Origin of the sequence: Luteibacter sp. UNC138MFCol5.1 (genome assembly GCF_900110505.1) — a bacterium.
GTDB lineage: Bacteria > Pseudomonadota > Gammaproteobacteria > Xanthomonadales > Rhodanobacteraceae > Luteibacter.
In genome coordinates this window covers 56,879-63,354 of the sequence record NZ_FODZ01000007.1, presented here as the reverse complement: position 1 = coordinate 63,354, position 6,476 = coordinate 56,879, and the positions used below count along the sequence as shown (strand labels likewise).

At 68.3% G+C, this 6,476-nt stretch carries 6 protein-coding genes; 1 reads left to right on the top strand and 5 read right to left on the bottom strand.

Annotated features, from left to right (window positions below; genetic code table 11):
• Positions 1-83 precede the first annotated feature (83 nt).
• Complete coding sequence (locus BMY69_RS17240) at positions 84-998, bottom strand: SDR family oxidoreductase (RefSeq protein ID WP_218143218.1); 915 nt, start codon at positions 996-998, stop codon at positions 84-86.
• A gap of 294 nt (positions 999-1,292) precedes the next feature.
• On the opposite strand from BMY69_RS17240, the gene BMY69_RS17235 reads away from it, so the two are divergent.
• On the top strand, positions 1,293-2,300 hold the full coding sequence (locus tag BMY69_RS17235; RefSeq protein WP_090180602.1) for a zinc-binding alcohol dehydrogenase family protein: 1,008 nt from the start codon (positions 1,293-1,295) through the stop codon (positions 2,298-2,300).
• Positions 2,301-2,303: 3 nt separating this feature from the next.
• Here the strand turns inward: BMY69_RS17235 and BMY69_RS17230 are convergent, their stop codons facing one another.
• The 4 genes from BMY69_RS17230 to BMY69_RS17215 are packed head-to-tail and all read right to left on the bottom strand — an operon-like array spanning position 2,304 to position 6,472.
• Positions 2,304-4,238: a response regulator gene (locus tag BMY69_RS17230; protein WP_090180599.1), complete on the bottom strand. Its 1,935-nt coding sequence runs from the start codon at positions 4,236-4,238 to the stop codon at positions 2,304-2,306.
• A complete protein-coding gene (locus BMY69_RS17225; protein ID WP_090180596.1) occupies positions 4,228-5,076 on the bottom strand; it encodes a sensor histidine kinase in 849 nt (282 codons plus the stop codon). Before BMY69_RS17225 ends, BMY69_RS17230 begins: the two co-directional genes overlap by 11 nt.
• Positions 5,073-6,086 carry an ATP-binding protein gene (locus tag BMY69_RS17220; RefSeq protein WP_090180593.1) on the bottom strand — a complete coding sequence of 338 codons (1,014 nt, stop codon included), beginning with the start codon at positions 6,084-6,086 and terminating at the stop codon, positions 5,073-5,075. Before BMY69_RS17220 ends, BMY69_RS17225 begins: the two co-directional genes overlap by 4 nt.
• Positions 6,077-6,472 (bottom strand): anti-sigma regulatory factor, encoded by a 396-nt coding sequence (locus BMY69_RS17215; protein WP_217642653.1) that lies wholly within the window; start codon positions 6,470-6,472, stop codon positions 6,077-6,079. The genes BMY69_RS17220 and BMY69_RS17215 overlap by 10 nt, the downstream gene beginning before the upstream one ends.
• Between the last annotated feature and the right edge of the window lie 4 nt (positions 6,473-6,476).

The window sequence follows — 6,476 nt, the reverse complement described above, 5'->3', positions numbered from 1 at the left end:
GCGCGACATGTTTTGAGGCCGTGAGCCGCAGGGCCTGATGCTCTCCGCGAGAAGCTGTCGCGCGCAGGGCGCGCTCCTACGGGCTACGGATTACCCGCCCCGCCCGAGGCGCCGAAGATCTGCCCGGTTTCGTAGCTCGCCTCGGTGGACGCCAGCTGCACGTAGATCGGTGCGATCTCGGCCGGCTGACCGGGGCGGCCCATCGGGGTATCGCCACCGAACTTCTGCAGCTTCTCCGGCGTCTGGCCGCCCGATACCTGCAGCGGGGTCCAGAACGGGCCGGGGGCCACGCCGTTCACGCGGATGCCCTTCTTGACGAGCTGCTTCGCCAGACCCTTGGTGAAGATCATGATCCCGCCCTTGGTCATCGCATAGTCGAGCAGGTTCTCGGACGGGTTGTACGCGTTGACGGATGTCGTGTTGATGATCGCGGCACCCGGCGGCAGGTGCGGCACGGCCGCCTTGGTGATCCAGAACATCGCGTAGAGGTTCGTCTTCACCGTCCAGTCGAAGTACTCGGTGCTGATGTCGAGGATCGAGTCGAAGCTGTGCTGGCGGCCCGCGTTGTTGACGAGGATGTCGAGTCCGCCGAACGCCTCCACCGTCTTCTGCACCATCTGGCCGCACCAGGCCTCGTCACGGATGTCGCCTGGCAGCGCCAGCGCCTTGCGCCCCGCCTTACGGATCAGGTCGACGACTTCCTTCGCATCGTCCTCCTCGGCCGGCAGGTAACTGATCGCGACATCGGCGCCTTCACGCGCGTACGCGATGGCGACGGCGCGCCCGATGCCCGAGTCGCCACCGGTGATCAACGCCTTGCGTCCCGCGAGTCGTCCGCTGCCCTTGTAGCTGGTTTCGCCGTGGTCGGGCCGCGGCGTCATCTTTCCGGCGAGTCCGGGCCACGGCTGGCTCTGGTTCGCGAACGGCGGGTGCGGAAAGCCCTGGCGTGGGTCGACCAAGGGGCGCGTGCCACCCGGTCCGGTCGATTCGGCAGCCATGGCGCTGAAACTCGGGGCGCCGGCGAGTACCGCCGCGGCGGCACCGAGCGAGGCGTTCTGGAAGATACGGCGGCGGGTCGGGGAGAAGTCGTCGGTCATGGGGGCAGCCTTTCCGTCGGTGGTCCGCCCCACTCTCGGGATCGGTGGGTGGACGGGCCGTCATGCGGATGCGAAGGGGGCGCGCTCCAGGACATCCGATTTTCACCGTGGCGACGAAAGTGATCCCGCGCGGCGATGGTTTTTCGGCAACGCGCCGGGGAGGAGCATGGCGCCATCCTCAACGGAGCCACCCGCATGAAAGCCATTGTCTACACCCATCACGGCCTGCCCATCGACGACGCCAACGCGCTGGTCGAGATGGACATTCCCCAGCCGGGCCCCGGCCCGCGCGACCTGCTGGTCGCCGTCAGCGCCGTCTCGGTGAATCCCGTCGACACCAAGGTGCGCGCCGGCGTGAAGACCACGGCGCCCCGCGTGCTCGGCTTCGACGCCGTCGGCACGGTGGCGGCGGTCGGCGAAGGTGTCACGCTCTTCAAGGAAGGCGACGAGGTCTACTACGCCGGTGCGTTGAACCGCCCCGGCAGCAACGCCGAGTTCCAGCTCGTCGACGAGCGCATCGTCGGGCACAAGCCGCGCACGCTGGACGACGCCCACGCCGCCGCGCTCCCGCTGACCGCACTCACCGCGTGGGAAATGCTGTTCGACCGACTGAAGATCGCCGAAGGCGGCCACGAGGGCGAGTCGATCCTCATCATCGGCGCCGGTGGTGGCGTCGGCTCGATCCTGGTGCAGCTCGCGCGCCGCCTGACGAGGCTCACGGTCATCGGCAGCGCCTCGCGCGAGGAAACGGCCCAGTGGGTCCGCGAGCTGGGCGCGCATCACGTGATCGACCATTCGAAGCCCCTTGGCCCGCAGCTCGAAGCGCTGGGCATCGCGCACGTCGATCACCTGGTCAGCCTCACGCACACCGACGCGTACTACGAGCAGATCGTGGAGATCGTGAAGCCGCAGGGCCAGTTCGGCCTGATCGACGACCCGCATACGCTCGATGCGACCAGGCTGAAGCGCAAGGCGATCTCGCTGCACTGGGAGTCGATGTTCACGCGGTCGACCTACGAAACGCCCGACATGATCAAGCAGCACGAGCTGCTGGATCGCGTCGCGGCGCTGATCGACGACGGCACCCTGCGCACGACGCTCGGCGAGCACTTCGGCCCGATCACCGCCGAGAACCTGCGCCGCGCCCACCAGCGCATCGAGAGCCACAAGGCGAAGGGCAAGATCGTGCTCGAGGGCTTCTGAAGCCTAGTCGAGCATCTGCCTGACGCGCGTCAGCAAGGCATCGATCTCGAACGGCTTCGCGATGAGGTCCATGCCGCGATTGAGGAAACGCGACCGCTCGGTCGCGTTTTCCGCGTAGCCGGTCATGAACAGCACCGGCAGCGTCGGACGCCACGCGCGCGCCACGTCGGCGAGCTCGCGTCCGTCGAGGCCCGGCATGCCGATGTCGGTGAGCAGCAGGTCGAACGATTCGTCGCCACGCAGCAGCGACAGCGCGCGATCGGTGTCGCCCGTGGCCACGCACGTGTAGCCCGCCTGGGTCAGGACCTCGGCGGTGAACATGCGCAGCGAGTCGGTGTCCTCCACCAACAGCACGCGCTCGCCGTGGCCGCCAGCGATCTCACCCTGGCCGGCCGTGACGGTCACCACCTCGCCTTCGCTGGCGGGCAACAGCAGCGTCACCTCGGTGCCGCGGCCCACGACGCTTTCGATCCGCGCCTCGCCGCCGGACTGGCGTGCGAAACCGTAGATCATCGACAGGCCGAGACCCGTGCCCTGCCCCAGCGGCTTGGTGGTGAAGAACGGCTCGAACACCTTCTGCAACACATCGGGCGCGATGCCCGAACCGTTGTCCGATACCGTCACGTGCACGTAATCGCCATCGGGCAACGAGCCGTCGCCGACGAGGCGCCGGCGTCCCGTGGCGATGCGGATGCGTCCGCCCTCGGGCATCGCGTCGCGCGCGTTGATGACGAGGTTGATGACCGCGTTCTCGAGCTGGTTCGTGTCAACCTCGGCGACCACGGGCTCACCGGAAAGATCCAGTTCCAGCGTGACGCGCTCGCCAAGCGTCCGTCGCAGCATGTCTTCCAGCGAGCGCACGTTGCCGTTGAGGTCGGAGGCCTTCGCGTCGAGCGGCTGCTGGCGCGCGAAGGCGAGCAGGCGGTGCGTGAGCGCGGCGGCGCGACGTGCGGAACCGAGCACGGCATCGGCGAAGCGTTGCACCTTGTCGGGCTTGCCGGCCTCCACCTGACGGTTGATCAGGTCGATGCCCGTGATGATGCTGGTCAGGAGGTTGTTGAAGTCGTGCGCGATGCCGCCGGTGAGCTTGCCCAGTGCGTCCATCTTCTGCGCCTGCAGCAGCTGCAGCTCGGTGCGTTCGCGCTCGGCCTTCTCGATCGCCAGCTGGCTGTGCGCCGTGTCGATGCGTTCGAGCTGATCGCGCTCGCGGCGACGCTGCTCGGTGACGTCCTCGACGAAGACCAGGCCGCCTTCCTTGCGATACGGCGTGACCCGCCATTCCGTCTCGCGGACGCCCGCGCGCGAGTGCATGCACAGCACGCCGCGCCAGCGCTCGTTCGACGCGAGGTGTTCGCGCATCTGCGCCAGGGTTTCATCCTGGCCCGGTTCGAAGCAGGACACCAGTTCGCCGGTGCAGCCGGCATCCTCGATCAGCCTGTCGAACGCCTCGTTCGAATCCAGGATGCGAAGCGCCCCGTCGACCACGGCGATCGGCGCCGCGATGTTGGTGAAGATCTCGCGGAACCGCGCTTCCGCGGCGCGCAGTTCGTCTTCGGTCTCGCGCACGCGCATCAGCGTGCGCAGCGTCGCGAGCATCACGTCCGGATCCACCGGATGGATCAGATAGGCGTCCGCGCCGTTGTCGAGACCGGTGATCAGGTCGCCCGTGTCGATCGACGCGGCCGACACGTGCACGACGGGCAGCAGCATCGTCTCCGGCGCCTCGCGCAACCGGCGCACGATGTCGAAGCCGCTCATGTCGGGCAGGTTCACGTCGAGGATCACCGCCGCGAACTCGTGGCTGGCAAGAAGCGCCAGGCCTTCCGTGCCCGTGCCGGCCTCCATGGCTTCGTAGCCGGCGCGCTCCACCGTGCGCCGCATCGCGTAGCGCGTGGCCGCGTTGTCGTCGACGATCAGCAGCCGGGAGTTACGAGGCATCGTTCGACTCGCTGGAGAGTTTCAGGGGGAGCACCACATGGAAGATGGAACCCTTGCCGGGGTGACTCACCACACCGACCTCGCCGCCGAGCAGGTGCGCGAACTGACGGCAGATCGACAGGCCGAGGCCCGTGCCGCGCAGGCGCTTCTGCAGCGGGGAGTCCACCTGCGTGAAGTCCTCGAACAGCGCGCCCTGCAATTCCTCGGGGATGCCGATGCCGGTGTCGCTGACGGCGAATCGCACGCGATCGTCGCCTTCCAGCTGCGCGGAGACGCGGATCTCACCGCGCGGCGTGAACTTCAGCGCGTTGGAGATGAAGTTGCGCAGGATCTGCGCGAGCTTCTTGTCGTCCGTGTAGAGCTTCGGCATGTGCTCCGGATCCTCGAAGATCAGGTCGGCCTCCGTCGCGTCCACGATCGGGCGGAACGTGCCGCGCAACGCCGAGAACAGGTCCATCAGCTCGAACCACGCCGGCGAGATGGTGATGCGGCCCGCCTCGATCTTCGCCAGGTCGAGCAGGTCGTCCACCATGTCGCTCAGCTCGCGCGCGGCGTTGGCGACGAACGACACCTGCTTCTGCTGCTCGCCGTTGAGCGGGCCGTCCATGCCGTCCGCCATCAGGCGCGCGATGCTGAGGATGGAGCCCAGCGGCGTGCGGAACTCGTGGCTCATGTACGAGAGGAACCGGCTCTTCAGCTCCGACGCCTGGCGCAGCTGCTCGGCCTGCTTGTCGAGTTCGGCGTACAGCGCTAGCACGCCCTGGTTGGTCTCTTCCAGTTCCGCGCGGAGGGAATCGTTTTCCGCGGTCAGCCGCGCGATGTCGTCGTTGTCGCTCACAGGCCGGTTCCGAGGGTCATGGCGAGGATGGTCGTGTCGTCGCGGCCGCGATTGAAATCGCGGTACAGCAGGGCCGTGACGACGCCCGGGTGCCGGTTCGGCAGGCCGGGGTATTCCTTGTGGTTCCAGCGCGATTGCAGGCCGTCGCTGTACATCAGGAGCAACTTGCCCTGCGACTGCGGGAAGTCGAACGACTGGGCGCGGCGTGCCTGCACACCGACGATGCCGGGATGCGACGCCAGGCCGCGCGAGCCCTCGATGGTGAGCAGGCCGCCCGCGATGTTGCCGATGCCCGCGTAGCGGAGCACGCCGCTCTCGCGCACGTACTGCGCCACCGCGACCGCGCCACCGCGCGTGCCGGCCATGCCGTTGTTGAGGGCACCCATCAGGTTGACCGGCTCTTCGAGCGGCGCCTCGCGGAACGTCGCCAGCGCGGCATTCGCCGCCTCATGCGCCGACATGCCGTGCCCCAGCCCGTCGACGAGCAGGATCGACACCTTGTCCTTGTCCAGCGCCACGCCCCACCCGTCGCCGCAGACGGTCTCGTCCTGCATCATCTGCTGGGTGGCGGCGAAGCGGATGTCGGCCCTCGCGAAGCCCTTCGGGTACAGGCGCGCCATCACCACCGAGCCGCGATGGTCGGCGTACATGTCCATGACGTCGGACTGGCGGCGCACCGCGCCGAGGCCTTCGCCGCGCGTGCCGCCGGTCGAGAATCCGTCGGGGAGGCAATCGGCCAGGTTGAAGCCGGGGCCACGATCGACGGCCGTCACCTCGACGCCATAGGCGCCGTCGCCCTGCATGACCGAAATGTGGATCTCGCCGCTGCGCGCATGCTTGAGCACGTTGGTGGCCAGCTCCGTGGTCACCAGGGCCACGCGGCCCGCGTCGGTGGCATCGAACCCCGCGCCGCTGGCCGCCAGTTGCGCGACGCGCCGCGCCTGGCCGATCTGCGTGGCGTCCTCGATCGCGACGATGCGGGTCGGTTCGCCGCTGAAGGTCACGTCCATTTGCAGATCGTCACGCGCGTGCCCGCGCCGGCCGCGCTCTCCAGCGAGAATTCGTCGACGAGACGCCTGGCGCCCGTGAGGCCGAGGCCGAGGCCGCTGCCCGACGTCCAGCCATCGGTCATCGCGAGTTTGACGTCGGGAATGCCGGGACCTTCGTCGCGGAAGATCAGGCGCAGGCCCTTGCGCCCGCCGTCTTCCAGTAGCTCCCAGTCCATGTCGCCGCCGCCGCCGTAGATGACGGTGTTGCGGCCCAGTTCGCTGGCCGCCGTGATCAGCTTGGTCTGGTCGACCAGGCGCAGCCCGGCTTCGACGGCGAGCTTGCGCGCGGTCTGTCGCGCGAGCACGACATCCTGTTCGATCCGGATCGGTTGGGTGCCTTGCCTGATCGTG